Here is a 25761-nt window from a genome sequence, read left to right as displayed (position 1 = left end):
GGCGGTGACCGCCCGCCGTCCGGGCCAGTTCGCGACCCACCGACCCAGCGTAGGAGAGCCCGCGTAGGTCGGCCCTGCCGTCGATCCGGCCGAACGGAAGCGAGAAGTCGTCCGCGGCCCGGGTCTCGCCGCGCACCAACGCCACGGCGAGAGCGACCTTGGCCGGCCCGTGTTCGCCCCGCCATCTGCGCACAAGTTCAGCTGCCACTACTCGGACGCCTCGCGGAGGCGGGCGAACTCTTCGGCCAGGCGGTCCAGTTGGAAATGGGCGTTGAGGCCGCTCGGGTTCGGCAGGAGCCACAGGCGAGACGGGCCCGCAACCTCCGGCTGCGGGCCGACCACGGCCTTCGGACGGCGGAACGCCGCGCGATAGGCCGTCACACCCAGGATCGCGATCCAGTGCGGGTGCCAGCGCGCCGCCTTCGCGGCCAGCGCGGTGCCGCCGGCCACCAGTTCCGCGGAGGTGAGGTGCTCGGCGCGGGCGCTCGCGCGGTCGACCAGGTTCGTGATGCCCAGCCCGACGTCCAGCAGTGACTGCTGCTCCGCCGGGTCCAACTGCCGCGCGGTGAAACCCGAGCGGTGCAGGGCGGGCCAGAAGCGGTTGCCCGGGCGGGCGAAGTGGTGCCCCGTCGCTGCCGAGTACAGGCCCGGGTTGATGCCGCAGAACAGCACCCGCAAGCCCGGTGCGATCACGTCGGGCAGCGTTTTCTCCGCCGCGGCCTCGAGGTCGGCCTTCGTCGGTCTGGTCACAGCGCCCGGATCAGGCCGCCGTCGATCGCGATCGACGTGCCCGTCACATATGACGCCGCCGGGGACAGCACGAAGGCCGCGGCCCGCCCGAACTCCCGCGCGTCGCCCACCCGGCGCAGGGGGATGTCGTCGCCGGCGCCTGCGCGCGGGCGGGTCGGGTCGGCGGGGTCGCCGTACGCCGCCCGGGTGCGGTCCGTGAGGAAGCGGCCCGGCAGCAGGCTGACCACCCGCACCCCGCGCGGGCCAAGCTCGTCCGCCATGTCCTTGGCGACGCCGACCAGGCCCGGGCGGAAGCCGTTGGAGATGCCGAGGTTGTCGATCGGCGTCCGGGCCGACGACGAGAGCACCAGGCCGATCGCGCCACCGGACGGCAGGGCGGCGGCGATCACCCGGGCCGTGCGCACCGCACCCAGGAAGACCGTCTCGAACGACATGCGCCAGTCGTCGTCGGACACGCTCAGGGCCGTGCCGGGCGGCGGGCCGCCCACGGAGAGCAGCGCGCCGTCGAGCCGGCCGAACGACGACTGGGCCAGCGCCACCAGCCGGGCCGCCGTGTCGGGGGCCGTGAGGTCGGCCACGATCCCCTGGACCTTGCCGAGCCCGCCCAGCTCCGCGACCGCCGCGTCGACGTGCTCCTGGTGCCGGGACGAGACGATCACCCGGGCGCCCTCGTCGACCAGGTAGCGCGCCGTGGCGAAGCCGAGGCCACGGGTGGCGCCGGTCAGCACGTACACGCGGTCGGCCAGGCCAAGGTCCATGCCAGGATCCTGCCCTACCGCCCGGTAGCCCCACAAACGCGCCTCAGCGGACGAAGTGGGTGTGCGGCCGGGCCAGCAGCGTGCCGTCGACCTGGATGTCGACCAGCTCGTTGTAGAACGCGACCAGGTCCGCGATGGCTGCGACCGCCGCCGTGGGAAACGTGTAGGACCACGCGATGTCAGCCCCGCCGACCGACCAGTAGTCGCTGGTCACGCCCTTGTAGGGGCACGCGGTCTCCGTCGGCGAAGCGGTCAGGCGCGCGAAGGAGACGTCGCGGCGCGGGATGTAGTAGCGGGTCGGCAACCCCGTCTCGAACAACAGCACGGGTGTACGCGTCTCCGCGAGCACCACGCCGTCGAGCGAGACCCGGACGTGGCGGTCGGAGCGCACGGCGTCGACGCGGACGTACGGGTTGCGGGGGTGCACGAAGATCCGCTCGGACTCCTCGTACCAGGCGTCCAGCGCGGTCCAGTCAAAGCGGGCATATCCGGACACGGCGCCGGCGTCGAAGACCCACACGCTGCCTGGTCGCTCGACGCCACCGGCGCGCAACCCGAACCGCCGTGCGGGACCGCGCCGCAGTCGTTGCGAATGCGACTCGTCGACCAGGAAACGCGCATCGATGTCGCCGAACGGGATGTAGTACTGCGGGTAGTTCGGCCACTCCCACACGTACCGCGCCGAAGTGGTGTCGAAGATCTGCTCGTCCCCGAGCGTGCCCCGGATCCGGCGCGGCGCCGGCTCGACGCGGTCCGTCTCCGCGGCCATCCGCGGGTAGTCCATCAGCCCATCGTAGGAAGGCGAGGCCGGCCGGCGCGCACACACGCGCCGGCCGGCACCCCTGGTTCCTACTCCCAGGTCATGTCGACCTGGCGCTCGAAGACCGCGTATCCGGCACGGGCGAACGCCTTCGCCATCGGCACGTTGCCGACGTCGGTCGCCGCGCGGATCCGCGGCACGCCCTCGGCGGCCAGCACCCGGGTGCCTTCCGCCAGCAACTCGTCGATGTAGCCGTGGCCACGGTGGTCGGGCACGACACCGATATAGGCGATGATCGGGTTGTACGAGTTCCGGGCGGGAATCACGAAGCCGACCGGCGCGCCGTCGTCCCGCACGCCGACCCGCCACCACTCGCGGGGCGAGGGATAGCCGAGCAGCTCGTCGTCGTACTGCTGCGCGGCCTGCTCCTCCGGGCTCATGTGGCGCAGCTCGGCCTGGCTGTGCGCGTCGAGCGTGCCCTCCAGCACCTTGGCCATCAGCCCGACGAGCTCGGCCCGGTCGGTCGGCGGGCGGAAAGAGAGCCGGCCACCAGCCGCGGGCACGCCCCGCGAAGGCAGCCACTCGAGCCGCAGCCGCTCGACGAGCAGCCGCGCGCCCGTGCTTTCCAATGCGGTGACCCGGTCGGTGACGGCCTTCTCGGCAACCGGGTCGTCGTGCCAGTCGGGCGGGGTGAACCGGATGTACTGCGGCATGGCCGCGCCCGCCGGCACGACGGCGGCGCGGGCCGTCTCGAACAGCTTGAGCGCGACCTCGATGCCGTCGGGCGAGTCGTCGAAATCGAAGAAGTCCATCGCGTACGGCGCTTCGCCGTCCCGGAAGGTCCACCAGGCGACCCGGGCGACGACGCGGTCGTCCCGCAGGGCCACCCAGAGCCAGTCGGCCCGGCGCCGCCCTTCGGCGAGGTCGCGGGCGAGTTCCTTGTCGAGCTGGTAGCGGAGCTGGCAGAAGAGGTCGAGTTCGTCCGGCCCGGTGATCGGGCGCAGCGTTGTCATGGGCACACAGAGTCCTAACTAAGGGGTGTGCCCGTCTTTCGGCTTCCGCGTCAGCGCGACGGCGACGCGAGCGAAGGCACGGGCACGAGGATGGCGTTCATCTGCTCGTCCCTCCTTTCGTCTCGAACGGTCCGCACAGGTCTACCGGATCATGAGCCCGCCGCGCAACTGGGTAAATGACTCCGTCACAGCGAGTGCCCGGCGCCGAGCTGGGTTACGCGACGACAAGGCCGATCTGGTCCGGGCCGTCGCCGGCGGAGCTGCTGGCCGTCTACATCGAGTCCGACCTCGAGTTCATCGCCGAGCAACCGACCGCGATCCGCGCGGTCATCGAGATCGCCGCGAACGCCCGCACCGACGACGGCGCACCGCTGGATCCGCGCCGAAGACGTCGACGACCCGATCGCCCGCCTGGTCGCGCTGTTCCGCGCGGCGCCCCAACCGTCCTGTTCCACCTCTGCTACACCAAGAAGTGGGACCTGCGAGCATGAACGGCGACCGACTTCGGCGACCTGAGAGGCGGATACGCGGTGGCATCGGTGGCGCCGGACAGAACGACCCGGGACGGGCAGGGCATGGTCAAGATCATGTTCCGGTTCGTGCCACGCGAGGGGTGGCTTCCCTATGACACCGAGGGCTTGTGGGCGCGGCTGGTCACCGCGGACACCGCGCGGGTCGCGAACGTGCCGTTCCTGCAGGACGGCGTCGCGGAGGGAGACGTGGTCCGCTTCACGACTGACGACGACGGCGTGCGGTGGTCAGTAGAGCGTGTCGAGGCGTCGGGCAACTGCACGATCCGCGTCCTGCCGTTGCCCGACGGTCCGCTGGGACGAAGCGCACGAGCGGTTCACGAAAAGTTCGCACCCTTCGGCCTCGGTGGTGAGACGTTCAGTGCGGAGTTTCCGTTCGTGGCGTTGACCGTGCCGGCCGATACCGACCTGGGTGCCGTCAAGGTGCTGCTGGAGTCGGGGGAGACCGAAGGCTGGTGGGCCTTCGAGGAAGGGTGCATCACCGACGCGTGGCGGGACGCCTGAGCGACCCACCCGGGGAACGGGCCGCTCAGCCCGACTGGTGGCGGGTGAGGCGTTCGCGGATCAGCTGGCCGAAGAGGCCGTTCGGTTGGGCGCAGGCCGTGCAGGTGAAGGTTTCGTCCAGGCGGCCCGAGCCGCACTGGTCGCAGGTGCCGTGATCGCGCGGGTCGTGGTAGGAGCGCAGCGCTTCGACCAACGCCCCGGCCGCCGCCGGGCTAAGCGTCACCGACACCGTCAGCGGCGGGCCAGACCCCGGTGCCAGCGCGTCGATGCGGGCGGCGAACTCGTCGATCGCGGCGCGCACATCCTCGGCAGTCATCGCACCAGGATATGGATCGCGACCATGACCGCCAGCAGGTCCGGGCCGCGGATCACCTGGCGGATCATGTCTACCGGGATCACGCCCATCGGGGTTTCGGCGACCGCGCCGCCGTAGGCCATCGCGCCGCGGGTGGCTGAGCGGTAGAGGCTGGCGGCTACGCCGGCTACCAGCACGAACGGGAGCCAGAGCGGGCCCGCGCCGACCGTCGGGATCGTCGCCAGCCAGAACAGGGCCGCCACCAGCGTCGGGACCAGCATGTGCGTCAGTTTGAGGGCGCCGTCGCTGCCGCCCACCGCCCGGCGCAAGCCCGCCGAGCGGGAGATGCCGCGCAGACCGCCGGCGAACCGGTCCGCCGCCAGGAAGGCCGCGACCACCTGGACCCCGCCGGCCACCGACGGGAGCGCGACCTGCACCGCGTACACCGCCAGCACCAGCACCGCCCACCAACCGAGGGCGGCGCGGTTGCGGCCGACCCGGCGGACGTCCGCCTGCAGCAGCACCCACCAGCGCGGGCCGCCGCGGAAGCGGCCGCTGCGGACCCGGCCCACCGCGCGCCAGCGCTGGTTCTCCACCACCGCCGCGAGCATCGACGGGTCGAGCAGCAGGACCGCCGACGACGCCGCCGACGCGAAGCGGGCGCCGGTCGACAGCGACGCCCGGTCGATGCCGGGTAGCGCCCGCACCGCCACCACCAACAGCACCACTGCCGGCACCAGGCCGGCGAGCGCGACCACGGGCAGCACCGCGACCGGTGGGCGCCCGGGTGCCCAGCCCCACAGGCCGTGCGTCAGCACCACCGCGAGCACCACCAGGCCACCGACGCCGGCCAACGCCACCGCGGGCCAGCGGAGACGCCGGCCCGGCCACGACTGCGCGGCGGCCGCGCCCGCCGCGAAGGCCGTCCCCCAGCCGAGTCCGGCCACCCCCGCCCAGACGTAGCCACCGGAGCGGCCGATCGCGGCCGCGGCCGTGCCGAGCAGCGCCGCGCCCAACGCCCCCGCCAGCACCAGGCCCACGAACCGCGGCGCCAGCAGCGACCGCCGCGACAGCGGCGTGCTCGCCAGCCAGCTCTGCACCGCCGGGCCGACCTGCAGCGGACCGACCGCGGTCAACCCCTGCCAGACGAACCCGGCGAGCGCGACCCCCGCACCCGCCCCGATCCAGTAGCGGGCGCCGGGATCGGACGGCGCCGCCGCCACCTGGCGGTGCAGGAAGCCGCTGACCGAATCGACCCCGGCCCAGCCGTAGATCGCGATCAGGAACGCGATCATGTAGAGGTCAGTGAGCAGGTCACCGATGGACCGGTCCCGGTGCTGGCGGCGGGCCCGGCGCAGCCGGGCCTTCAGCTCGCCCGACGGCGGCGGCGCCGCGCCCGGCGGCGGCACCAGGGTGGTCGCCGTCACCCGCCGATGCCGATCCGCACGTCGGCCACCGCGTCCACCAGCTCCGCGTCGTGCGACGCCATCAGCACGGCCGTCCCGGCCGCCTTCTCCCGCCGCAGCCGGTCGGTCAGCCAGGCCCGGCCGTCCACGTCCAGCCGCTGCTCAGGCTCGTCGAGGATCAACACCCGGCGCGGCCGCACCAGGCATGACGCCAGCGCCAGGCGGCGCCGCTGCCCGCTCGACAGGGTGATCGGCAGCTGGTCGCGGGCCGGCGCCAGGCCCAGCTCCGTGAGGACCTCCTCGACCGGGTCACCGCCGTCGCCGTGCGCGTACGCCAGCAGCGCCAGATGCTCCGCCACCGACAGCCCGGGGACAGCAGAGTTACCCCTGACGGCGCCACGGGGCGCCGGGACAGGGGAAGCGCCGTGAAGCTCCAACCGACGCACATCGAGTTCACCTCCGAGGCGGACGGCCGGTCGTACGCAGCCCTTAAGCCGGGCACCACGTGGACGCAGGCGAAGGCCACGGCAGCTCTGTTCGGCCCAACTGGCAAGCCGGTCCGCCGGAAGTAGTCCTACCTGGCCATCCCTGATCGGGCATCCCACGGGGTGCCTGGTCAAGGGTCGCCAGTCGGCACCCGTCACCTGGGGAGGGGACACCCGAGATGGACAGCATCACCACCACGAAGTACCTACCCGCAGCGACGACGGGCGGTCGTCCGGTCAAGGTCGCGTTGTCCTTCAACGGCTTCCGGATCAGCGGGGGTCACATCCTGTCCGGTAACGGCGTGACCGTGACCTACGCACTGACCAACGGCAAGCACACGATCACGGGCGCCGACCTGCGCACGCCCCTCGGGTTTAACCAGGAAGTCGGGGACATGGTCCGTGCGCTGTGCTCCTTCCTGATCAACGACGCAGACCACGCCGACGCACACGACCGTGGCCAGTGGGGAAGCCCCTGCCCGGAGTACGGCGACGCCTGCCCAGCGCGGGACCCCCAGCGCATCGCGGCAATCGAGGTCATGCGTGACGCCATCGACGCCGCTAGCTGGATCGGCCAGCCTGCCTGACCACCCCTGGTGGAGCACCGGGCAACCGGTGCCCTGCCAAGGGTCGCCAGTCGGCACCCACCCAGTACGCGACGGGAGAGACCAATGGAGATCGTGCACGAGCTGATCGTGTGTCACGGCTGCGCTTGCTACCTGGCCAACGGGGACGGCGACCCCGACCACGCGGACGGGTTCGCTGTCGGCATCCGGTACTGGGCGGGGTTCGACGTGGTTCTCGCGTGCGGCGAGGAGAGCAACTGCGACGGCTACGGCTGGCACCGGTGCGAGGTGTGCGGCGATGAGGGCCACGGGACCGCGCACCCGGCCGTGACCTTCGCTCGCGAGACGACCGCCGCGCGCTGACCCTGCCCCATGGTGACCGGCCCGACCGGGCGCCGTGGAGTGGGACCAGACGGACCCGCAGACCCTCACGAGAGGACGAGACCATGAGCGAGACCACCACCCCGCCCGACTACACGACCGCGACGTGGAAGGGCTGGATTCGGACCGGCCAGTCGGCACAGCGCGCCATCGACAAGGGCGCCTGGAAGATCGGCGACCTGGCGGTGCAGGTGCAGGAGCACCAGGAGTACGGCGAGGCGGCCGTGACTCAGTTCGCCGCAGACCTCGGCATCGCCCGCAGCTCGATGTACCAGTACCTCCAGACGAGCAAGGCGTACGCCGAGTCTGGGCGCTCAGACCGGAACGGCTGGTCTGTCCACTTCCTGTTCCGCAACGAGGTGGACCGGGCTGAGTTGGTCGCCGCGAAGAAGTGGAGCTACCGCGACGCGCAGGCCGAGGTTAAGGCGCGCAAGGGCAAGAGCGACGCACCGACCGGCGGCGGCGAAGGCGACAGTGCGGGCGACACGGCCGAGGGTAGCGAGGGTGCCAGCGTACAGCCGATCACCTCGGAGCCTCCGACGGCAGTGCAGCTTGCCGACAACGCGCTGGCCGCGCTTGTCGCGCTGCTGAACGCGCTTCCCGAGGACGCGCCCGGACGTGACGCATTGGCCGAGCAAATCGAAGCGACCGTGACCGCGATCCGCGAGGCGCGCGGGGGTCGACTCCTGAAGCCGAGCGAGGCGGACGCGGTGAGCGTCGCTCGCAGGGTCCGCACCCGCAAGACCGCCTGAGCTGACTTCCCCGGTTGTCGCCGGATCCCGGTCCGGCGGTAGCCGAGGTGGCCAGGCCAGGCACACCCAACCAGCAATCCACGGAGGTATCTCCATGCGACGCCAGCCCTCAGCCGCCCTGTCGAACAACTCGCCCGCACGACCGAGCCATGTCCACCACGTCAGGTGTGGTGCGCGTACTGCCGGCTGACCGAGGCAGAACAGCGCCTCATCCGCGTCGCCCAGCGGGTTGACGCGCAGCACGTGACCGTGAGCCAGCACCAGGCGGTAATCGGAGCGGCCCGACTGCTGACGCTGGCAGCGAATGACGCGGAAGCGCAGGCCAACTACGAGACGCGCTCAGCCGCATAGCCGACCGGCCGGGTGGTGCACGGACAAGACGCCGTGCACGCGCCCAGCGGGCCGACCCGCTACCACGACCACCGAGACCCCTGACAAGGCGGTGCCGTGGTCCCTCGAACCCTCAAGGAGGGGTTGTGCACAAGACTAACCAGGCGTCGAACGAGAGGTTCGGCTACACCACGGGAGGCGGGCCCGACCGGGACACGATGACCGACCGCGAAAAGGTGGCCACGCGCCTAGGCATCCCGGTCTCGGCCGTCCAGATTGCCGCCGATGCTGACGCCGGGGTGTACCCAAACGTCGCTGCCGCTGACTGGCTCGACGCGGACGGAGATGACGACCACGCCGAGGTCACCACGATGATTCCTCTCCCGCCGCAGATGGCCACGTTCCAGCCAGTGCAACCGCAGCGACGGAAGGGCACCGTCTACCGGGCGCGGCACTCGGTGAATCAGCCGGTGCGTGAGCGCAAGCCGTGGTGGCGTCGGAAGATCCTCGGCATCCCGTTCGCCTTGCCCATCCTGTTCGTGTTGATCCCAGCAATCGCGTTCGCCGCTGTGATCGCGTTCAACAAGACGATCTCGGGCAGCGTGAAAGGGGCCAGCGTCGGGGCCGATGGCGGCTGGGGGTGGGTGCCGGTGACTCAGCGGTGGGCCGTTGACGGCACGTACCTCGGAACCACGACGCAGAACAACGCGTTGGCGGCTGAGCTGGACATCGACCCCGGCGACCTCGACTCGGGTCAGCCGGTCCGCATCCCCGATAACGGTGGGTGCGTAGCGGCAGTCAGGATCGCGGACCGGGGCTCCTTCGCAGTCAAGCTCATCCGGGCCATGCCTGGGGGTGAGTGCCGGATCAACGTTGGCTTGCAGTCCGAGACGAACCCGGCCAACGTCGCCAAGGTGGAGGTCGGTACGCCTACGGTCAACGCGGGAGCCGTAAGCGTGGTCTCGGTGGCGCTCGACCCATCGGCCCCAGCGAAGGCGAACCTGTTCAACGGCGTGACCGGTGGAGAGCAGTACAACACGGTCAAGGCCGGTGACGTTCTGGACGGGGCCAACGTGACGCGCGTGCTACCGCTGAAGCTGACCATCCCGGCCGGTGCCGACCTCGGCACCTCGGGTGAGTGGAACGCCTTCACGGTGACGGTGCCGTTGGAACTGGTCGGAACCAACCAGTCCTAGACCCACGAGACGCGGGGCGGGGTCCGGGTTGGGCTCCGCCTCCTTCGCGCCCGCACGCAGAAGCGGCCTGGACAGGCACGCATGCCCCGTTCGCCCGTCAATCAGACGTACCGCGGACTTGCAGGACCGACCCGTATCCGAGGGACCCCGATAGGATGGCGAGCCATCATGACCAGCAAGAAGACGCTTCGGATTCTCGGCGTGGCCCGGCTGTCCCGCGAGACCGACGAGAGCACCAGCATCACCAGGCAGACCGAGCACCTGCACGCGTACGCCGCGAGCCGTGACGCCACCCTCGTGCATGTGGCCGCAGACGTAGACGTGAGTGGCGCCGTGCTCCCGTTCGACCGGCCGCAGTTCGGGCCGTGGCTGACGGACGAGCGGGCCGGCGAATACGACGTGATTGCCGCCGTAAAGCTCGATCGGCTGAGCCGCTCGCTCAGCAACCTGGTTGCCCTTCTCGACTGGGCACGCGAGCACGACAAGATCGTGATTGCCTTCCAAGACGGGATCGACACCAGCACGCACACAGGGCGCCTGATGGCCGGGTTGCTCGGCGTAGTGGCCGAGTGGGAACGCGACATCATCCGTGACCGAGTGCAGGACTCAATGCGCCTGGCCACCCGGGAGGGCAGATTCCACGGGGGGACGGTGCCGGACGGATACATGCCCGTGAAGGTGGTCGACGGCTGGCGCCTGGTCCACGATGCCGAGCGAGTCGAACTGCTGCACGAGATCAGGCGAGACGTCATCGCGGGAAAGTCGGTCAATTCGATATGCCAGGGGCTGAACGAGTCGGGCACGCTGAGTCCCCAGGATCACGCCAACGTGCGGACCGGCAAGGCGGCGAAGGGCGCCCGGTGGCGTTCCGAGTCGCTGCACAAGATGCTCCGCTCGCGGGCGACGCTCGGCGAGAGCGTGAAGAAGGACGGCACGGTCATCCGGGGCGCCGACGGGCTGCCGGTGATGCGGGCGCCCGCCATCTACACCCAAGGGGAGTGGTCCGAACTACAGACGGCGCTCGACGCGCTGAAGGCGACACCTAGGCGAACACGGCAGGTCTCTCCGCTGGGCGGCGTGCTGTTCTGCAACGTGTGCGAGGCGCCGTGGTACCCGGTGCGCCCGACGGATGCGAAGTCGGCCCGGTACCGCTGCCGCAGCTCGGTGAACCGCGCAGGCAAAAACTTCTGCGGGAACCCATCAGCCCAAGCCGTCGTGATTGACCAGGCGATCAACACAATCATGATGGAGGAACTGGGCGACACTCCGATCGTTCGACGTGATTTCGTCAAAGGCGAGGACCACACGGCTGAGCTGGAGCGCGTTGAGCAAGCGATTAGGGACCTACGGGACGACCGCGACGCCGGGCTGTTCCGAGGCGAGCGGGACGCGGCCGAATACCGGACCCGCATGGGCTCACTGGTCACCAGGCGCGATGAGCTGGCGGCACTGCCGCAGCGCGCCGACGAGTGGCGCGAGGTGCCGACCGGTGACCATTTCTGGCAGGTGTGGCCGAGCATCGTGGCGTCGGCGAATCCGACGGCGCGCCGAGATTTCCTGCTCGCCTCAGGACTCCGTTTCTACGTGGGGGAGCGACCCAATGCCGCGACGCGCTTCATGCACGTCAGGCGGGTACCGCTTGGCGCTCCGTTCACGGGATCGGGTGTTGAGTACGACGAGGACGCCTGAACCCGCAGACGTACGATTCGGTGGCCAACGCGAGATGCCCCGCCGGCCCGTTGAGAGCAAATCTGAGCGACCTTCTGGCCCTAGGGGTACTCCTGGATACCCTGGCAGTCCTCGTAACGACAGAGCCCGCACCCCGGCAATGGGAGTGCGGGCCGTCTGTCTAGCGGTCCAGCGCTCGCGACTGGCGCAACAGCCGCTGATATGCGCGCCAGAGCGGCCCACGCCGAGCCCTGCCGGCGCGATGGCACTCCGCGTGAGCGACAGGCCATGCCTGGCGGGAGCGCTCCGTGGGTAGACCGCAATATCGGCATCGGGTCGGCGTATCGCTGCCCCTCTTGCGGATCGACGGGTCTGCATAGCGGTACAGCCGGTGGACGTGTGCCCGGCATAGCCCATGCGACCTCGGAGGCCGCTTGCAGCCTTCCTCGGTGCACTCCGGAGGTTGCGTCCGTGGTCTACCTCGGCGGGACCGAGGGCCGGCGGGCTGAACGCCGGCCCCGTCCCCGTCGCTCACCGATAGATCAGCCCATCGCGGAGCTGTTGGGCTAGCTCGGCGACATCGAGGCTGTCAGGCAGCGGCTCGTGCGGATCGAGGCCACCCCTGATTCTGGCCGGCTGCACGGGCAGCTCGTCCTCCGGGCCAAGCTCCGGGATGTCGGCGGACTGGAAATCTGTCGCGTGCAGCGTGCCAGTCTCGCGGAGTAGCCGCGCGGCCTTGACGGGGTCAAAGTCGGCCACGGTCAGAACACCTCCGAAGTCCGATTGGACCAGTTGATCACGGCGTAGGACGCCAAGGCTGCTTCGTGCTCCTGCTCCCGGCGTTCGGCCTCGGCCTTGGCCACGATGACCGGATCTCCGATGGTCCCTTCGAACTCGTACTCGTAGCCGGTTGGGCCGCCGTCAAACTTCGACGTGCTAACGCCGTCCGGCGACTTGGCGCCAACGTCTGCGAGGGCCTCACGGATGAAGCCGTGCGGTACCAGCGCCGGCAGGTGGCGAGACTCGACGGTGATCCGCGCCCGGCCGAACGTGTCGCCGTACCGGGAATCCTGGGACGGTGTCCGGCCACGGTCCAGCGGGATCGACTCGACAGTGATGCGGCCGAGGACGATCCCGGCAAGGCGGGCCGCCCGCTCGACGCGTGGGCTCAGCACCCCCGCGACAAGCTCCGCGAAGCGGTGGCCGATGGGGTTCACCGAGCCCGACGCTGCGAAATACTCCTTCTCGGCCCGATCAACAGCACGGCTGGCGGCCACGGCAGCGGACCGCAGCCGGGCCAGCCTCATTTCGTTGCGCCCGTTGAGCAGGAACTCGTTCAGGTCGTCATCCTCGGCGAAGCGAGGCTGGGGCAGAGGCTCGCCCTCGTCGTCGTATCCGTCCGACTCGTCGCTCGCGGCCTCCAGCGCCTCCGTGGCACGTGCGGCGGCTTCCCGGGCAGCGTTCAGCGCTGCCTTGGTCGCCTCCTTCGCGGCCTGGTCTGGCAAATGGGCAACGACAATGGTGTCGGTCGGCGCCTCGGCGGTCGGGGTGGCGGTGGTCTTGTTGGTCGGCCTGCGGGTGGTCATGCGGTCGCTCTCCTGGGTTTCGGTGGCTCGAATGTTGGTGGCCTGTCGTCGGGTCATGCCGCACGCTCCCGTTGCGTCGCCTGGACGGCGCGAAATAGCACCTTGACGGTCAGTAGGTCGCCGTTTCGCCTCGGCTGGCCGCCGATGGGGTTCGGGTACAGCAAGACGCCGTCCGGTGCGTACAGCCGGCGCACCGCTTCGCCCGCACCCGTCCACTCCCCGGTGAAGTCAGGCGCGACGCCGAACCCGAGCCAGCCGATGGAAAGCATGGCTTGCACGTACGGCCTGCCCGCGTTGGTCGTGCCCTCCTTGTCGGTCCGGTACAGCGACGCGACGTAGATGGACATCGGACCGTCGGTCGGCATCGCCTTGCCCGGCACGACGTACGCCGGGATGCGGAGCCAGCGGCCGAGCGAGTCGGCCACGATTGGCGCGAGGATGGTCATGCGGCTTCCGCGACAGGCAGCCCGCCAGACCGCTCCAGCAGGGCCAGAGCGCGCTCAGCCTCGGCGGTGCGCCGGTCGATACGGTCTGCTTCCCGCGTAGCCTCGCGGACCCGTTCAACGGCCTTGAACTGGCGCCGTTGCCAGCCCGCCAGGACCACGCGCGCGGTCTTCACCGCTTCCATGCGCTCCTGCCGTTCGGCACGGGCGGCTGGGCCTTGGTCGAACCGCCTTTTCGGGGACTCGTGCTCGTCTACTTCGGACAAGCTGGTTCCTTCCTTCGTTGTAATTCCCTGACCGCCACGTGGCGGGTCGGGTGGCTGGGGGGCTGTCTCGGCGCTCAGACAGTCAGGGTGTGGTCGGCGGCGCTGCTTCGGGCCGCCCGCTGGAGCCGCTGGCGGAGGCGCTGAGCAGCCCAAGCGCAACGCGAGCGGGTGAACGACTCTGGCGGCTGGGGCAGTCCGCGGTGACTTTCGTGACCGCAGTCGACGGCGCAGAACCGAGCTGAGTAGCTGCCTTCGACGCCGGGCTGCCCGCACCACACGCAGATGCCGGCGATCCAGCGCGCCTCGGCTTCGGACTCGTAGGCGTCGAACGTGGTGACGACGTCCGGAAGGGCCGGACGGGGCTCGGGAGTGGTCATCGAGGCCGGTCCTCTCGTGTGTCGGCTGTCTTCTGTGAGCAACTCGCGGATGGTGGCGCGCACCGAGCGCGGTACCGAGTGGTCGACGCGTCGATGGCAGGCTGAACAGATCGACACATACGCATCGGGGTTGGTGCTGTAGGCCAAGCCCGCGTTCTGGCCTGACGGCTCCGCGTACAGCTCGTGCGGCGTCGCGATATCCAGCGCCCACTCGGTGGCCTGGCCGAGGCACACGGTGCAGTGATGTTCGCTTGCCTTGCCCTTGGCGCGCTCGACCGCGTGATGGGCGCCGACGTAGCCGGGGATGCCCGAGCGATGCCGGTTGGCCCTGCCTGAGCACTTCCCGCATGTGGAGTGCTCGCCCTTGACCAATTTGCGGGCCGGCGCGGTTGACTCCTGACCGCAGGCATCACAGCGCACCAGGGCTATCCGACCGCTGGCCTTCCCGTTCGGCTGCTTCGGGCCGGGCCGTAGGGCTAGCACCACGAGAGCGCCGAAGCGTTGGTCTATCTCGACCGGAACGGGCTTTGTCATGTCGTCGCTCCGGTCCGGATGCGCTCGCGCAGTTCCTCCTCCGTGATGCCAAGGTGACGGGCCACGCGGCTCAGCCGGTAGACGACGCGGCCGAAGATTTCCTCGGAGACCATGCCAACGACTTGTTCCGATCGCCTGGCACGTCGGTTGCGAAGCGACTCGGCGGTGACGCCAGTCAGGAGGGAAACGGCGTGGACATCGAGGTATTCGAGGCCGCCAGAGTGGTAAAGCGTGATCACGACTTGTCCTTTCGGGATGGAGGGTCGAAAAGCGGTTACGCCGCGTCCAGCAGGAGGCGAACCGGCTTGCCGCGACCGAGCTTGTTGGTTCGCCACGAGTCGGCCGTGCCGTCGAACTTGGTGGCCAGCGCCTTGGCCTGCTCGCTCGCGGTCGCCTTGGCCAGTCCGGCGGCAATCAGGTAGTTGGCGGCTTCGCGATGCCGCTCGTGCGTCTCTTGGGCGCGCTGCTTGGCCTTGCGCTCGACCACGCCGTCAACGGTCCAGCTCGGCGTGCCGCGCTTATCGACGGCAAGCGAGAGGTTGATGGTGGAGTCGCCGAAATCGCGGGATTCGATGTTGAGCCGGTGGGTTCCGCTCCCGAGCTTCTCCAGTCGCAGCGTCGAACGAGCCCATGCTGTCCAGGCCAGCGATCCGGTTGCCGTCTTGGCTCCGATGCCGCCAGGGCCGGGCTTCGATGTGTGGGACATCAGGACCGGCACGACGTCCAGGTGCGCCAGCTCGTCCAGGCGGTCCGTCGCCAGCGACCGCACGTCAGCGGGCTTGTTCATGTCTCCGCCCCTGCTGCCGACGAGCCCTAGCGCGTTGTCGAAGATGGCGACGTCGAAGCGGTATTCAGTCACCACGTCACGCACGGCGCTCCAACTCCAGTCACCGAACAGCGGCGCAGCGAAGATGGGACCTGCATCCCCTCGCCGAGCCGCATACCGGCGATCCTCGCGGGGATCGGTGGTGAAGATGACCACGCGACGGCGCGAGGGGTTGAAGATGGGACGGTCAAGCCAGGTCGGTTCGCCGCTGGCTAGCGCTGAAGCTAGCGAGGACACCAACATGGACTTGCCAGCGTTAGCGGGACCGATGATGGTGGTGGCTGCGAAGTCGACCAAGCCGTCGACCAATGCCAGCGGTTGACCTTCCATGGTTTCGGCGATGTCCTCCAGTGAGCGAACGGTGATCAACGGGGTTTCCTTCGGTTAGCGGGCTAGCTGCGGCCTTCGGCCGCGCCAACAGGGGATGCTTGATAGCCGATTAGCCGGGGATCGCTCCTCCCCTCCGTCTCTCTTTGCCGCGGACGGAGGGGGTTTCGGCGTGTCGATGGACGACGGAGTCATGATCTGGGCCGCTCGGCGGTTCGTCGGGCAGCACATGGAGCCGCTGAGCCCGGGCGTTCCCGGACCCTGCACAGCATGCCCGCCGTTCGATGACGCGGCAGTCCTCGTGTGCTCACGGCTCCGCTGGGCGATCCGGACGCTCCTCGACAACGGCCGGTTGCACTGATGGCCGACACAACGACCCTCCTGCATAGCCTCCTGGACCTCGCTTACCACTCGTTCGAGGCCGGCAGGGCTGCGGAGCGGGGAAACGGCGCTGCCAATGTGGAGCACAACGCCGCTGCGCTTCGGATCGTCGGTCAGTTGATGGACTCCGCCGACGCCCACGAGCTGCACTCAAGCACGGCGGACTGCCGACCCAAGGGGATCGCCGGGAGGCATCGGTGAGCACGGTCAGCCCCAAGCAGATCGAGGAATGGACTCGGATCTACCGCGAGCACAGCCGCGATCCCGAGGACCGGCACCGCTGCATGGGCTGCATACGGCTCTGGCCCTGCCGCGACCGCATCGAGGTCGCCGAGTTGCTGGTCATGAACGGCGTTAACGTCGATCCGGCTGGCCCCACGATCCAATGTGTAGTCTGCGACCATGGCTCAGCTCTGGAAGTGCCCGAAACCGGATTGCCCGCCGACCGAGTTTGAGCCGGTGGCTGCGACTGCCGGTGACGCGGTGGCAACCTCGGTGTGTGGCGGTGCCTGCGGCGAAACCTACCCGCGACAGGCATTCAAGCGCGTTCCTGCCCGGTGACCTAGCCTCGCGCGTTCGTCATATCGGGCGTGCTACAGTGGACCGACCTGGCCAGGGTGACTCTGCAATTGTCCTTTAAGGATACCTATGCTTGTCACTGGCCCGTTCATTGGAGCCCCCGGCCCGGTGAGCCAAACCCCGCAGAAGCCCACGCTGACCGTGCGCGGGCTCGTCGTTGGCGCCGCGTCTGCTGGCGTCACTGCCCTCGCGTACTTCATTCCCGAGAGTCAGCCGCTGATCGTCATCTTCGGCTTGACCTACCTCGGGCTCGACCAGCGCGTGGGCTACTGATCAGCTAGTGCTGGCGGCCTCGGTGCGTGTCTCGGGTGTAGTCCCAGCACATGGGCTGGGGCCGCCAGCGAATTCCGGGTCAGACTGCATAATATGCGAACGATTTGCGCCCGTTTCGCCAGTCTAGAACCTGCGCAACCCCCGGGGGCATATACCTCCCGGTCTCCTTACCTAGCCGCCGAGCAGGTCATACCCCCACCCCCTGGGGCAGAACCGGACACGATGGACAGGCGTGAGCATGCGTCGGGCTGCATACCCATGCGATCACCCGCAGTGCGCGAGCCGTGACGGGAGCTGCCAGGGTGCCCCATCCGCGAAGCGCTCTGTCGGGGCCACGCTCACGGGCCACACCCGCCACCCTGACCTCAGATACCCTGGGGCTCTGCGAGGCTGGCAGCGGCCAGCACGGCGGGCAGCCTGCTACCTATCCACGCGGACGCGGTTACCGAGTGCACCACTGGAGGTCAAGACGTTGTGGCCTGCATCACAAAGGTGTAGCTCTGCTTGACACGAGAGGTCGGGGAAGAAGTCGATGTCGTCGAGCGCGGCCGCCATGATCGAGCGGGCCCACGCATCCGTCTCGTAGATCCGGCGCCCGCCCACCGTGACCACGCCCTCGTCCGGCCGTTCGGCGCCGACCACGCAGCGCAGCAGGGTCGTCTTGCCGGAGCCGTTGGCACCCAGCACGGCACCGACCTGGCCCGGCTCCACCGTGAAGCTGACACCGTCGAGCACCACCAGGTTGCCGAACCGGCGGGTCAGCCCTTCGACCGAAAGCGCGTCCACAGCCGTCCACTCTCCCAGAGCGAGATCCGGCGGACCCGCCCGGACAGCGGCCGGCGGCGGGGGACGGGGGCACCGTGGCCGTCGTAGCGGAACGCCGCCTCCCGTCCCGCCAGCTCCGCCGCGGCCGCGCCGGACAGCGGAGACGACCGCGCCAGATCCCAGCCGTCCCGCAGCGAGCCGTTGGTCGGCCGCTGCGCCGCCCAGGCCGCGAACGTCTCCCGCCAGCTCTCCCCGAACGACGCCGAGAGCATCGGCCAGGTCCGCGCGACCTCCCCGGCCCGCTTGCGGAGCAGCGCCTGCCGGGCCACACCCACCAGCCGTGGATCAAATCCAGGGGGTACGGGCGCGCCCGACGTGAGCGTGGCAACCAGGGCAGCCTGGCGCGCCGCGAGATCGCCGGTCACGTGATCGCCGGATAGCCCGAGGCGGCGGCGATCGCGTCGAGCTCGGCCCGCAGCGTCTCCGCCGCCGGGTAGGACCCGTCGCGCTCCAGCAGCAGCGCCGGCGGTCGCTGCCGCGCACACAGCGCCGACACCAGCGCCAGCACCGGCTCCGGGACCGCGTGCGTGTGCGTGTCGTGGTAGATCCCGGCCGCCTCGGCGCCACCCGCCACGTGGCAGTACGCGACCCGCTCCAGCGGCAGCGCGTCCAGCAACGCGAACGGGTCGGTGCCGCGGTTGCGGGCATTCGCGTACACGTTGGCGATGTCGAGCAGCAGCAGCGCCTCGGTCCGGTCCAGGATCTCGGTCAGGAACTCCGCCTCGGTCAGCTCGTCGTCGGGCCAGTCGAAGACCGCGGCGATCGGCTCGAGGGCGATCGGGACGGACAGTTCGGCCTTCGTACGCGCGACGTTGGCCACCACGGCATCGACCGCCTCCCGGGAGCGGGGGAGCGGCAGCAGGTGCCCGGCCTCGACCCCGCCCGCGCGTACGAAGGCGATGTGTTCACTGACCAGCGGCGCGTCCAGCCGCTCCGCGACCGTGGCTAGGTGGGTGACCCGCACCGGGTCGACCGGCTCCGCTCCACCCAGGGAGAGCTTGACCCCGTGCGGCACCACCGCGACGCCCTTGTCCCGCAGCTCGGCCAGACCCTGGGGCACGGGCGCGTGATCGTGCACCGACTCGGCGACCACCTCGACGAACCGCAGGCCCGGCAGCTCCGCCACGAACCCCGCGATCTCCGGCCGCCAGCCGATCCCGACGCCGTAGCCGGTCATTGCCCACCTCCGCCGCCACCACAGCCGCCGCCACCACAGCCGCCGCCACCACAGCCGCCGCCGCCACCGCAGCCGCCGCCTGCGCCTCCATCCGACCCGCCCCACCAGCCGACCGGGCCCGTCGGCCCCATCGCCGTGGCGGCCACGATGCCCGCGAGCCCCGCGTCCGCGGCGATCCGCGCGTCCAACAGGTAAAGGGACGGCGCCCCGAACAGCGCGACGGCCATCGCCGTGTCCCGCACACTGTAGGTCGCGTAGCTCGGCTCGTGCTCGGGCGCCAAGTGGAAGTGGCGGAGCTTGAGCCCCTCGAGCGCCTCGCGCGCCGCGCCGGTCGACTCCGGAACCCGGCGCACGCTCACCACCAGGCCGATGAGGAGCAGCGCGCTGATGAACGCCAGCCAGCCGATCGGCCGTTCGTTGACGATGCCCGAGCGCATCCGGACTGCGCCGAGCACGAGCACGGGCAGCAGTAGGAGGCCCGCGAACCGCGCGAGACGGCGGCGGCCGCGGGACAACAGCAGCCCGTTGCGGCGGAGCTCGACCAGGAGGTCGACGAGGGCGCCGTGCACCTCCGGGTCGTCGACCAGGTCGCCGGCCCGCCGGTGGCGGGCCGCGCGGAAGACCGCCTCGTCCAACGGCGTCGCGCCTGCGGGCACCGCGCCGAGGGTCGTCAGCCGGCCGTCGCGCCTGGGCCGGATCGCGTTCGCCCGGCGCAGGAAGGCCAGCGACGTGCACATCACCAGCGCGACACCACCGTTGAGGTACGCCGCCTCCAGCGGCCCGATGCTCTCGAGCCGCACCTCGGCCGTCCCGTGCAGTACCTTCCGCCGCAGCAGCACGACGGCACCGCCGGCGATGGCACCCAGGACGGCGTAGAGGGCGACGAACTCGGGACCGGAGAACGTCCAGTCGCCGCCCGCCGCGATGACCGGCGCCGCTAGCCGCCGCACCCGCCACCGCCGCAGCCGCCGCCACCACCGCAGGAGCTGCCACCACTGCACGAGCCGCCACTGCCGCTGTCGGAGTAGCCCGCGCCCCCGTCACTCGACGAGCCGCCGCTGACCTGCCGGTTGATCTCCGCGTCGGCGGCGAACGCCGGGTCGAGCAGGAACAGCGTGCTCGCGCCGAACAGCGCGACACCCATCGCGGTCGCACCGGCGCCGTAGGTGGCGTAGCTCGGCGCCTCACCCGGCGCCAGGTAGCCGTGCTGTTTGCGCAGACCGGTGATCGCCCGGGTGCCGGCCTTGGTCCGGTAGGCGGCCCTGGTCAGGCTGACCAGCATCCAGACGACCGTGACGATGACCAGCAGGATGAGGAAGCCGACCGGCCTGTCGTTGGCGAGCCCGTCGGAGATCCGCGCGCCGCCGAGCACGACCACCGGCAGGAGCAGCAGCGCCGCCAGCCGGGACAGCCGCCGCCGTTCGCGCGACATCAGCAGCCCGGCCCGCTCCAGGCCGGTCCGGATGTCGTCGAGCGCGCTCGACACCCACGTGTCGCGGGAGAGGTCCCGGGTCCGCAGCCGCTTGCCCGCGGCGTTGTAGACCGCGGTGTCGAGCGGGGTCGAGCCCACCGGCAAGGGCCCGGTCGGCACCAGCGTGCGGTCGGGGTTGGCGCCGATCGCACCGCCGCGGCGCAACCCGCCGAGCGAGGTGTAACGGGCCAGCGTCGCGCCGCCGTTGAGGAACGCGACCTGCTCGGGCGTCAGGTTGGGCCAGCCGTCCTCGGGGCCACGGGACAGCATCGAGCGGACGAGCGCGGTGGCGACGATGGCGACGATCGCCAACGCCACGTAGATCCCGAGGAACGTGGGGCCGGAGATGCCCCAGGTGTCGCCGGACGCGGCCAGTGTCATCGCGTGCTCCCGTGGTCGCAGGGCCGTTGAGCCCATTGTGGACGCCGCCTGCCACGCCGACTGACCTCGGTCAACTTCCCGACGCGACGCCGTTTGGCCCATTGTGGAGCGGCCCGGCCACCGTGCGTAAGACCGCCCGACCCCGGCAGAGGTAACGGCGAGGTAAACGTCACCCGGTCAGTCGCCGCAACCGCCACCGCAGTCACCCCCGCTGCAGTCGCCGCCCCCGCAACCGCCGCACGAGCTGCTCGAGTCGGGTTTGCGGGCCAGCTCCGTCAGCTCGACCTCCGTGGCGAACGCCGGGTCGAGCAGCACCAGCGAGCCCAGCCCGAACAGCGCGCCGGACAGCGCCGCCGCTTCAGGTGAGCGACCGCCCGGTCGGCCGCCCGCGTGCGGTCCAGCTTCCGGAACAGGCTGAACCCCACCCAGATCACACCCACCGCGACCAGGAAGCTGAGCGGCTCGGTCGACTTGCCGGCCCGCCCGGCGTTGAGGTAGGCGACGTGCTCAGGGTGCAGCGACTCGGCCCGAAGCCCGCGACTGCGGCCCAGTGTGTTGCCTCGATGCCAGAAGCGTCAGCGGCTGGCCTGCCGGACCGCTTCTTCGACCAGGTCGAGCACCCGGCCGAGGTCGCCGGCCGGGCGGCCCATCGCCAGGTGCAGCACCAGGCCGTCGTACGCCAGCTCCAGGAACTGGGCCAGCACGTCGAGGTCGACGTCCTCGCGGAGCACGCCCGCGGCCCGCTGGCGAGCGAGCCGGTCGCGGGTGGCCTCGGCGATGGCGGCCGAGTGCACCGCCCAGCGCTTGGCGAACTCCGGGTCGGTGCGCAGCCGCCGGGAGACCTCGAGCTGGCTGCCGAGCCAGCCGGTGGTGTCCGGCGAGGCGGCCTGGGCGAGCAGGTCGCGCATCACCTGGACGAGGCCGTTGCGGGCGACCGTGGCCACCATCGCGGCGGCGTCGTCCTCGGCGACGGCGAGGAAGAGCGAGTCCTTGTCACGGAAATGGTGGAAGATGGCGCCCCGGGACAGCCCGGTTTCCTCTTCGAGCCGGCGGACCGTGGCACCCTCGTAGCCGTAGCGCGCGAAAGCGGCGCGCGCCGCCGCCAGGATCTCGTGGCGGCGGGCGTCGAGCTGGTTCTGGCTCACGCGGGGCACGTGTCGATCGTGTCAGGTGGCCTTCCGTGATGCAATCCGTACGTACGGCTTGCGTGTCACGTCCGCGGCCCCACCAGCAGCGCCTGCGCGCCCTGGCCCACCGCACCGCCGTCGTCGTAGAGCAGCGTCGTGGCCAGCCCGGCACCGCCCTCGGACAGGGTGGTCCGCGCCCGCACGCACATCCACTCGCCGGCCGGCGGCCGGAGCAGGTGCAGGCTCAGCTCGGTGTTGATGAACCACCAGGCGGCCATGTCGAGCACCCGGCTCAGCCCGTTGCCGGAGTCGGCCAGCGCGACCAGCCGTTGCAGCGGCGACATCGGCTCGCCGGCGACCAACGGCACCCGCGGCCGGGCCCAGACCAGCGCCGGGCCGGGCTTCTCGAAATGCCCGGAGATGAAGCGCCACTCGACCGCGCCGAGGTAGCCGCCCCGCCAGGCCGGGTCGGTGAAGGCCGTGGCCACCGACGGCCGCATCGGCGCCGGCTCGATCCGCGGGCGGGCCGGCCGGGGCAGCTCGAGCTCCGTGCGCCGGATCCGCCAGCCGCGGGCGCTGAGCACCGTGCGCCCGCCCGCCGAGGCGGCCGCCTCGACCAGTTCGACCGACCGCCCGGGCCGCAGCACCGTCGCGGTCACGGTCAGCTCGTCGACCGGCACCGCACCGAGGATCTCCACGGTCAGCCGGGCCAGGTGCGGCTCGCCGGCCAGCGTGCTGGGCAGCGCCTCGATGGCCCGGGCCAACAGCGCCGAGGGCGGGCCGGCGTGCTGGAGGCCAGCGCCCCAGGGCCCCTGGGTGTGCCGCGTCGACTCGAACCGGGTCGGGTCGCCGGTCGGCCGGTAGAAGGCGTCCTCCACGCGATCGATTCTCGCCGTACGATGCCGCCGTGGACACCCCGCCGGCGACTCCGTTGACCGTGGCCGCCGTGCAGGCGACCCCGGTGCCGGGTGACGTCGCGCACAACGCGGCCGTCGCCGCCCGGCTGGTCCGCGAGGCCGCGGACGCCGGCGCCCGCCTGGTCGTCCTGCCCGAGCTGTTCCTCTGCGCCTACCACCCGCCGACCCTGCACGCCGACCCGTCGGCCGATCTGCCGGCGAGCGCCGCGGGCGAGATCGGCGACGGCCGCCTCGACCCGTTGCGGTCCGCGGCGCGCGAGCGCTCCGTCGTGGTCGTGGTCGGCGCTTCCGTCCGGCACGCGGACGGTCGGCGCACCTGCTCGGCCGTGCTGGTGGACCGGGCCGGCAACACCACCTCCGCGTACGACAAGCAACTGCTCTGGGGTCCTGAGGAGAACGCGCTGTTCACGCCCGGCACCACCGGCGCGACGCTGGTGGTCGACGGCTGGCGGTTGGGTCTGGGCATCTGTTACGACGGCTGCTTCCCGGAGCACGGCCGGGCCGCGGCCGACGACGGGGCGCACGGCTATCTGGTGCCCAGCGGCTACGTGGTCGGCTCGGCGCACCGGCGCGACGTCTACTACGCCGCCCGTGCCCTCGACAACACGATGTACGTGGTGTTCGCCAACTCCGTCGGTGGCGACCGCGACTGGTCGTTCAACGGCGGCGCGGCCGTCTACGACCCCGAGGGCCGGCCCGTGGTCCGGGCGGCCGACGAGGGGGAGGCGGTCGTGGTCGCGACCCTCGACCCGGCCGAACTGGCCCGGGTGCGATCGGCCCACACGATGCTGCGCGACCGTCGCGAACTGGGCGCCCGCCGTACCCTGACGGCTTTTTAGAACTTCTGTGACCGCTGCCCCTTGACGTCAGCGGTTCGTCGGTTGCATGGTTAGTTACATGAGTAATGAACCAACGAGCCGAGACGATGGATGACGACCGCCCGATCTTCGTCCAGATCGCGGAGCTGATCGAAAACTCGATCATCGACGGGACGCTCGCGGAGGAGTCCCAGGTGCCGTCCACCAACGAACTGGCGGCGTTTCACCGGATCAACCCGGCGACCGCGGCCAAGGGGATCAACCGCCTGGTCGATGACGGAACTCTCTACAAGCGCAGGGGAATCGGGATGTTCGTGGCGACGGGAGCCCGCGAGACGCTTCGGGAGCGTCGCCGGCTCGACTTCTCCGCCCAGTACGTGCGGCCGCTCATCGAAGAGGCGCGCAAGTTGGGCATCGGCACCGAAGAACTCAAGAAACTCATCGAGACCTGGGAGGAACAGCGATGAGCGTCGTGGCGGCCGCGGGCCTCACGAAGCGGTTCGGCGACGTGACCGCTCTCGACGACGTCTCCTTCTCGCTGGAGGAGAACGCGATCTACGGTCTGCTCGGCCGCAACGGCGCCGGCAAGACCACGCTGATGCAGCTCATCACCGGGCAGAACACCGTCACCTCGGGGGAGCTGCGGCTGTTCGGCGAGCACCCGTTCGAGAACGAGCAGGCGCTCATGCGGGTGGTCTTCATCAAGGAGAGCCAGAAGTACCCCAGCGGCTACAAGGTGAAGCACGTGCTGACGATGGCGGGCCGCCTGTTTCCCAACTGGGACGAGGAGTTCGCGCAGTCCCTTGTGGACGACTTCAACCTGCCGCGCAACCGGGACGTGCGCAAGCTGTCGCGTGGCATGACGTCCGCGCTCGGCGTGACGGTCGGTCTGGCGGCCCGGGCGGAGCTGACGTTCTTCGACGAGCCGTACCTCGGCCTCGATGCCGTTGCCCGGCAGCTCTTCTACGACCGGCTGCTGGCCGACTACGCCGCGCACCCGCGCACGGTCGTGCTCTCCACCCACCTGATCGACGAGGTCGCGGACCTGATCGAGCACGTGCTGCTGCTCGACAAGGGCAAGCTGCTCCTGGACGCGCCCAGCGAGGAACTGCGCGGCGAGGTGATGGACGCGACCGGGCCCGCCGCCGTGGTCGACGAGTTCGCGGCCTCGCGGCTCGTGCTGCACCGCGAACAACTCGGCGGCACCGTGCGGGTCACCCTGCGCGGGTCCTTCGACAACGCCGAGCGCCTGAAGGCCAAGAAGCTCGGGATCGACCTGGAGCCGGTCTCGCTCCAGCAGGCCGTCGTGCGCCTGACGATGGAAAGGAACGCCGTCCGATGAACCGCATCCTCGCCGTCGCCCGGCTGCACACCGTGGTCTGGTGGAACCAGTTCATCTGGCCGTGGTTGATCCTGTTCATCTCGCTGTCCGCCAACTACCTGATCTTCCTCTCGATCGACGAGGCCGCGCCGGGCAAGACCAGCACCGGCGGCCTGTCGAGCATCTACATCGTCTCGGCGATCGCGGCGGCCATCGCGATCAGCCAGATCTTCCCGTTCGCATTGGGGATGGGCGTCACGCGGCGCACGTTCTATCTGGCCACCGCGCTGGTCAACGTGACGCAGGCGCTCCTCTACGGTGTGCTGCTCTACATCCTCAACCTGATCGAGGGTGGCACCGACGGCTTCGGCATCGGGCTGCACTTCTTCCGGGTGCCGTACGTGGATGTCTCCAATGGACTCCTGCAGATCGCCGTGTACGCGGCGCCCCTGCTGTTCATCAACTTCGTCACGATGTTCGTGGCGATCCTGTTCGTGCGCTTCGGCACCAACGGCCTGTTCGCCACCGTCGCCGCCACGATCCTGATCTTCGGCCTGCTCGCGGCGCTGATCAGCTGGCAGAACTGGTGGGGCGACATCTGGCACTGGTTGAGCACACAGCACCAGATCAGCCTGCTGGTGGGCTGGCCCGCCTTGGTGGCCGCGGTGGCCGCCCTCGGGGGAATGGCGGCGATCCGGCGGACGAACGCCTGATCAACGGACCCCACCAGGGGATCGC

General features: G+C 70.4%; 36 protein-coding genes. 14 read left to right on the top strand and 22 right to left on the bottom strand.

Going from position 1 to position 25761, the window contains the following annotated elements:
- From Air01nite_RS31875 to Air01nite_RS31855, 5 genes are all read right to left on the bottom strand, one after another.
- A partial coding sequence (locus tag Air01nite_RS31875; RefSeq protein WP_203707058.1) for a hypothetical protein occupies positions 1–193 on the bottom strand: 193 nt, incomplete at its 3' end.
- Positions 194–207: 14 nt separating this feature from the next.
- Positions 208–750, bottom strand: a complete 543-nt coding sequence (gene mug, locus Air01nite_RS31870) for a G/U mismatch-specific DNA glycosylase (protein WP_239091099.1) — start codon at positions 748–750, stop codon at positions 208–210.
- Positions 747–1508 (bottom strand): SDR family oxidoreductase, encoded by a 762-nt coding sequence (locus tag Air01nite_RS31865; RefSeq protein ID WP_203707057.1) that lies wholly within the window; start codon positions 1506–1508, stop codon positions 747–749. The genes mug and Air01nite_RS31865 overlap by 4 nt, the downstream gene beginning before the upstream one ends.
- A 43-nt stretch (positions 1509–1551) precedes the next feature.
- A complete protein-coding gene (locus Air01nite_RS31860; protein ID WP_239091098.1) occupies positions 1552–2292 on the bottom strand; it encodes a DUF427 domain-containing protein in 741 nt (246 codons plus the stop codon).
- Positions 2293–2357: 65 nt separating this feature from the next.
- On the bottom strand, positions 2358–3281 hold the full coding sequence (locus Air01nite_RS31855) for a GNAT family N-acetyltransferase (protein WP_203707056.1): 924 nt from the start codon (positions 3279–3281) through the stop codon (positions 2358–2360).
- Positions 3282–3457: 176 nt separating this feature from the next.
- On the opposite strand from Air01nite_RS31855, the gene Air01nite_RS31850 reads away from it, so the two are divergent.
- Together Air01nite_RS31850 and Air01nite_RS31845 are read left to right on the top strand one after the other, a co-directional pair.
- Complete coding sequence (locus tag Air01nite_RS31850; RefSeq protein ID WP_203707055.1) at positions 3458–3772, top strand: hypothetical protein; 315 nt, start codon at positions 3458–3460, stop codon at positions 3770–3772.
- Positions 3773–3820: 48 nt separating this feature from the next.
- The gene (locus Air01nite_RS31845) at positions 3821–4315 is read left to right on the top strand and encodes a DUF4265 domain-containing protein (protein WP_239091097.1); all 495 of its coding nucleotides are present in this window, start codon (positions 3821–3823) and stop codon (positions 4313–4315) included.
- A 25-nt stretch (positions 4316–4340) separates the two neighbouring features.
- Here the strand turns inward: Air01nite_RS31845 and Air01nite_RS31840 are convergent, their stop codons facing one another.
- From Air01nite_RS31840 to Air01nite_RS31830, 3 genes are read right to left on the bottom strand one after another with little or no spacing between them, the layout of a single operon-like run.
- The gene (locus Air01nite_RS31840) at positions 4341–4631 is read right to left on the bottom strand and encodes a hypothetical protein (protein WP_203707054.1); all 291 of its coding nucleotides are present in this window, start codon (positions 4629–4631) and stop codon (positions 4341–4343) included.
- On the bottom strand, positions 4628–6037 hold the full coding sequence (locus tag Air01nite_RS31835; protein WP_203707053.1) for a DUF6297 family protein: 1410 nt from the start codon (positions 6035–6037) through the stop codon (positions 4628–4630). The genes Air01nite_RS31840 and Air01nite_RS31835 overlap by 4 nt, the downstream gene beginning before the upstream one ends.
- Positions 6034–6462 carry an ABC transporter ATP-binding protein gene (locus tag Air01nite_RS31830; RefSeq protein WP_373310513.1) on the bottom strand — a complete coding sequence of 143 codons (429 nt, stop codon included), beginning with the start codon at positions 6460–6462 and terminating at the stop codon, positions 6034–6036. Before Air01nite_RS31830 ends, Air01nite_RS31835 begins: the two co-directional genes overlap by 4 nt.
- On the opposite strand from Air01nite_RS31830, the gene Air01nite_RS31825 reads away from it, so the two are divergent.
- The 6 genes from Air01nite_RS31825 (at position 6442) to Air01nite_RS31800 (ending at position 11415) form a co-directional block, all read left to right on the top strand.
- Complete coding sequence (locus Air01nite_RS31825; protein WP_203707063.1) at positions 6442–6588, top strand: hypothetical protein; 147 nt, start codon at positions 6442–6444, stop codon at positions 6586–6588. The genes Air01nite_RS31830 and Air01nite_RS31825 overlap by 21 nt on opposite strands.
- Positions 6589–6680: 92 nt before the next feature.
- The gene (locus Air01nite_RS31820; RefSeq protein ID WP_203707052.1) at positions 6681–7088 is read left to right on the top strand and encodes a hypothetical protein; all 408 of its coding nucleotides are present in this window, start codon (positions 6681–6683) and stop codon (positions 7086–7088) included.
- An 84-nt stretch (positions 7089–7172) separates the two neighbouring features.
- The gene (locus Air01nite_RS31815) at positions 7173–7430 is read left to right on the top strand and encodes a hypothetical protein (RefSeq protein WP_203707051.1); all 258 of its coding nucleotides are present in this window, start codon (positions 7173–7175) and stop codon (positions 7428–7430) included.
- 83 nt (positions 7431–7513) lie between these two features.
- Positions 7514–8200 (top strand): hypothetical protein, encoded by a 687-nt coding sequence (locus tag Air01nite_RS31810; protein WP_203707050.1) that lies wholly within the window; start codon positions 7514–7516, stop codon positions 8198–8200.
- A gap of 476 nt (positions 8201–8676) precedes the next feature.
- Positions 8677–9726 (top strand): hypothetical protein, encoded by a 1050-nt coding sequence (locus Air01nite_RS31805; RefSeq protein ID WP_203707049.1) that lies wholly within the window; start codon positions 8677–8679, stop codon positions 9724–9726.
- A 168-nt stretch (positions 9727–9894) separates the two neighbouring features.
- The gene (locus Air01nite_RS31800; RefSeq protein WP_203707048.1) at positions 9895–11415 is read left to right on the top strand and encodes a recombinase family protein; all 1521 of its coding nucleotides are present in this window, start codon (positions 9895–9897) and stop codon (positions 11413–11415) included.
- Positions 11416–11925: 510 nt separating this feature from the next.
- On the opposite strand, the gene Air01nite_RS31795 is transcribed toward Air01nite_RS31800, so the two are convergent.
- The 7 genes from Air01nite_RS31795 to Air01nite_RS31765 form a co-directional block, all read right to left on the bottom strand.
- A complete protein-coding gene (locus Air01nite_RS31795; RefSeq protein WP_203707047.1) occupies positions 11926–12153 on the bottom strand; it encodes a hypothetical protein in 228 nt (75 codons plus the stop codon).
- Between the two features lie 2 nt (positions 12154–12155).
- Positions 12156–13037 (bottom strand): hypothetical protein, encoded by an 882-nt coding sequence (locus Air01nite_RS31790; protein ID WP_203707046.1) that lies wholly within the window; start codon positions 13035–13037, stop codon positions 12156–12158.
- Entirely contained in the window at positions 13034–13426 is a 393-nt protein-coding gene (locus Air01nite_RS31785) for a hypothetical protein (protein WP_203707045.1), read from the bottom strand. The genes Air01nite_RS31790 and Air01nite_RS31785 overlap by 4 nt, the downstream gene beginning before the upstream one ends.
- On the bottom strand, positions 13423–13689 hold the full coding sequence (locus Air01nite_RS31780; RefSeq protein ID WP_203707044.1) for a hypothetical protein: 267 nt from the start codon (positions 13687–13689) through the stop codon (positions 13423–13425). Before Air01nite_RS31780 ends, Air01nite_RS31785 begins: the two co-directional genes overlap by 4 nt.
- Positions 13690–13763: 74 nt before the next feature.
- A complete protein-coding gene (locus Air01nite_RS31775; protein ID WP_203707043.1) occupies positions 13764–14600 on the bottom strand; it encodes a hypothetical protein in 837 nt (278 codons plus the stop codon).
- Entirely contained in the window at positions 14597–14839 is a 243-nt protein-coding gene (locus Air01nite_RS31770; protein WP_203707042.1) for a hypothetical protein, read from the bottom strand. The genes Air01nite_RS31775 and Air01nite_RS31770 overlap by 4 nt, the downstream gene beginning before the upstream one ends.
- A 35-nt stretch (positions 14840–14874) precedes the next feature.
- Positions 14875–15795 (bottom strand): AAA family ATPase, encoded by a 921-nt coding sequence (locus Air01nite_RS31765; protein WP_203707041.1) that lies wholly within the window; start codon positions 15793–15795, stop codon positions 14875–14877.
- 536 nt (positions 15796–16331) lie between these two features.
- Between Air01nite_RS31765 and Air01nite_RS31760 the strand changes: the two genes are divergently transcribed.
- Positions 16332–16589: a hypothetical protein gene (locus tag Air01nite_RS31760; protein ID WP_203707040.1), complete on the top strand. Its 258-nt coding sequence runs from the start codon at positions 16332–16334 to the stop codon at positions 16587–16589.
- A gap of 232 nt (positions 16590–16821) precedes the next feature.
- Complete coding sequence (locus tag Air01nite_RS31755; protein ID WP_203707039.1) at positions 16822–16986, top strand: hypothetical protein; 165 nt, start codon at positions 16822–16824, stop codon at positions 16984–16986.
- A gap of 420 nt (positions 16987–17406) precedes the next feature.
- On the opposite strand, the gene Air01nite_RS31750 is transcribed toward Air01nite_RS31755, so the two are convergent.
- The 7 genes from Air01nite_RS31750 to Air01nite_RS31720 form a co-directional block, all read right to left on the bottom strand.
- A complete protein-coding gene (locus Air01nite_RS31750; protein WP_203707038.1) occupies positions 17407–17772 on the bottom strand; it encodes an ATP-binding cassette domain-containing protein in 366 nt (121 codons plus the stop codon).
- On the bottom strand, positions 17745–18176 hold the full coding sequence (locus tag Air01nite_RS31745) for an SCO6045 C-terminal-like domain-containing protein (protein ID WP_203707037.1): 432 nt from the start codon (positions 18174–18176) through the stop codon (positions 17745–17747). The genes Air01nite_RS31750 and Air01nite_RS31745 overlap by 28 nt, the downstream gene beginning before the upstream one ends.
- Complete coding sequence (locus tag Air01nite_RS31740) at positions 18173–18988, bottom strand: MbnB/TglH/ChrH family RiPP precursor modification enzyme (protein ID WP_203707036.1); 816 nt, start codon at positions 18986–18988, stop codon at positions 18173–18175. The genes Air01nite_RS31745 and Air01nite_RS31740 overlap by 4 nt, the downstream gene beginning before the upstream one ends.
- Positions 18985–19989, bottom strand: a complete 1005-nt coding sequence (locus Air01nite_RS31735; RefSeq protein ID WP_203707035.1) for a TIGR04222 domain-containing membrane protein — start codon at positions 19987–19989, stop codon at positions 18985–18987. The genes Air01nite_RS31740 and Air01nite_RS31735 overlap by 4 nt, the downstream gene beginning before the upstream one ends.
- A complete protein-coding gene (locus tag Air01nite_RS31730; protein WP_203707034.1) occupies positions 19926–20840 on the bottom strand; it encodes a TIGR04222 domain-containing membrane protein in 915 nt (304 codons plus the stop codon). Before Air01nite_RS31730 ends, Air01nite_RS31735 begins: the two co-directional genes overlap by 64 nt.
- A gap of 575 nt (positions 20841–21415) precedes the next feature.
- A complete protein-coding gene (locus Air01nite_RS31725) occupies positions 21416–21994 on the bottom strand; it encodes a TetR/AcrR family transcriptional regulator (protein ID WP_203707033.1) in 579 nt (192 codons plus the stop codon).
- Positions 21995–22050: 56 nt separating this feature from the next.
- Positions 22051–22845: a thioesterase family protein gene (locus tag Air01nite_RS31720; RefSeq protein WP_203707032.1), complete on the bottom strand. Its 795-nt coding sequence runs from the start codon at positions 22843–22845 to the stop codon at positions 22051–22053.
- A gap of 29 nt (positions 22846–22874) precedes the next feature.
- Here Air01nite_RS31720 and Air01nite_RS31715 point away from each other — a divergent pair, with 29 nt between their 5' ends.
- From Air01nite_RS31715 to Air01nite_RS31700, 4 genes are all read left to right on the top strand, one after another.
- A complete protein-coding gene (locus Air01nite_RS31715) occupies positions 22875–23723 on the top strand; it encodes a carbon-nitrogen hydrolase family protein (RefSeq protein WP_203707031.1) in 849 nt (282 codons plus the stop codon).
- A gap of 86 nt (positions 23724–23809) precedes the next feature.
- Entirely contained in the window at positions 23810–24169 is a 360-nt protein-coding gene (locus Air01nite_RS31710) for a GntR family transcriptional regulator (protein WP_203707030.1), read from the top strand.
- Positions 24166–25044, top strand: a complete 879-nt coding sequence (locus Air01nite_RS31705) for an ATP-binding cassette domain-containing protein (RefSeq protein ID WP_203707029.1) — start codon at positions 24166–24168, stop codon at positions 25042–25044. Before Air01nite_RS31710 ends, Air01nite_RS31705 begins: the two co-directional genes overlap by 4 nt.
- Positions 25041–25736: an ABC transporter permease gene (locus tag Air01nite_RS31700; protein ID WP_203707028.1), complete on the top strand. Its 696-nt coding sequence runs from the start codon at positions 25041–25043 to the stop codon at positions 25734–25736. Before Air01nite_RS31705 ends, Air01nite_RS31700 begins: the two co-directional genes overlap by 4 nt.
- Positions 25737–25761 lie beyond the last annotated feature (25 nt).

Origin of the sequence: Asanoa iriomotensis, assembly GCF_016862515.1 — a bacterium.
Lineage (GTDB): Bacteria > Actinomycetota > Actinomycetes > Mycobacteriales > Micromonosporaceae > Asanoa > Asanoa iriomotensis.
This window is presented reverse-complemented; position numbering and strand designations above follow the sequence as displayed.

Coding starts and splice junctions, on each gene's coding strand:
- Air01nite_RS31775 (WP_203707043.1), bottom strand. CDS start 14,600: ATGACAAAGCCCGTTCCGGTCGAGATAGACCAACGCTTCGGCGCTCTC.
- Air01nite_RS31840 (WP_203707054.1), bottom strand. CDS start 4,631: ATGACTGCCGAGGATGTGCGCGCCGCGATCGACGAGTTCGCCGCCCGC.
- Air01nite_RS31785 (WP_203707045.1), bottom strand. CDS start 13,426: ATGACCATCCTCGCGCCAATCGTGGCCGACTCGCTCGGCCGCTGGCTC.
- Air01nite_RS31800 (WP_203707048.1), top strand. CDS start 9,895: ATGACCAGCAAGAAGACGCTTCGGATTCTCGGCGTGGCCCGGCTGTCC.
- Air01nite_RS31730 (WP_203707034.1), bottom strand. CDS start 20,840: ATGACACTGGCCGCGTCCGGCGACACCTGGGGCATCTCCGGCCCCACG.
- Air01nite_RS31860 (WP_239091098.1), bottom strand. CDS start 2,292: ATGGACTACCCGCGGATGGCCGCGGAGACGGACCGCGTCGAGCCGGCG.
- Air01nite_RS31865 (WP_203707057.1), bottom strand. CDS start 1,508: ATGGACCTTGGCCTGGCCGACCGCGTGTACGTGCTGACCGGCGCCACC.
- Air01nite_RS31710 (WP_203707030.1), top strand. CDS start 23,810: ATGGATGACGACCGCCCGATCTTCGTCCAGATCGCGGAGCTGATCGAA.
- Air01nite_RS31790 (WP_203707046.1), bottom strand. CDS start 13,037: ATGACCCGACGACAGGCCACCAACATTCGAGCCACCGAAACCCAGGAG.
- Air01nite_RS31850 (WP_203707055.1), top strand. CDS start 3,458: ATGACTCCGTCACAGCGAGTGCCCGGCGCCGAGCTGGGTTACGCGACG.
- Air01nite_RS31705 (WP_203707029.1), top strand. CDS start 24,166: ATGAGCGTCGTGGCGGCCGCGGGCCTCACGAAGCGGTTCGGCGACGTG.
- Air01nite_RS31820 (WP_203707052.1), top strand. CDS start 6,681: ATGGACAGCATCACCACCACGAAGTACCTACCCGCAGCGACGACGGGC.
- Air01nite_RS31700 (WP_203707028.1), top strand. CDS start 25,041: ATGAACCGCATCCTCGCCGTCGCCCGGCTGCACACCGTGGTCTGGTGG.
- Air01nite_RS31855 (WP_203707056.1), bottom strand. CDS start 3,281: ATGACAACGCTGCGCCCGATCACCGGGCCGGACGAACTCGACCTCTTC.
- Air01nite_RS31815 (WP_203707051.1), top strand. CDS start 7,173: ATGGAGATCGTGCACGAGCTGATCGTGTGTCACGGCTGCGCTTGCTAC.
- Air01nite_RS31740 (WP_203707036.1), bottom strand. CDS start 18,988: ATGACCGGCTACGGCGTCGGGATCGGCTGGCGGCCGGAGATCGCGGGG.
- Air01nite_RS31810 (WP_203707050.1), top strand. CDS start 7,514: ATGAGCGAGACCACCACCCCGCCCGACTACACGACCGCGACGTGGAAG.